We start from the raw sequence: 346 nt of genomic DNA, 5'->3' as shown, positions 1-346 counted from the left end.
GGCTTTACCCTCGCGTATTTGAAGCGCTCACCCGGCTTAAGAGGAGTTTCAAGCTCGGCGTCGTATCCGACGCTCAAAGATGTATCGTCCTGCCAGAGCTCAAAATGTTCGGCATCCAGAGCCCCTTCAACTACGCCAAGGTGGCCCTCGTAGACCCTGAAATGACGATGACATGTCCTCCAAAGGTTACGGCCTCGAGCGGAATGGATGTAGATACCTATGTCGTTGTAGAGGGACCGGGGGTGCCAGAGAAAAGAGGCTTTGCTATCTGCGGGCTTTTCCCCGAGAACCTCGCTCTCGTTCACGAGGCAAACGAGGAATTTCCCCTCGGCGTCGATGTGATCCT

1 protein-coding gene is annotated in these 346 nt (G+C 54.9%); it reads left to right on the top strand.

The features are described from left to right. The coding region (locus EZM41_RS02805) for a phosphonate C-P lyase system protein PhnH (RefSeq protein ID WP_198469290.1) at positions 1 to 346 on the top strand (346 nt) is incomplete at both ends.

Source organism: Acetomicrobium sp. S15 = DSM 107314 (assembly GCF_016125955.1).
GTDB lineage: Bacteria > Synergistota > Synergistia > Synergistales > Thermosynergistaceae > Thermosynergistes > Thermosynergistes pyruvativorans.
This window is presented reverse-complemented; position numbering and strand designations above follow the sequence as displayed.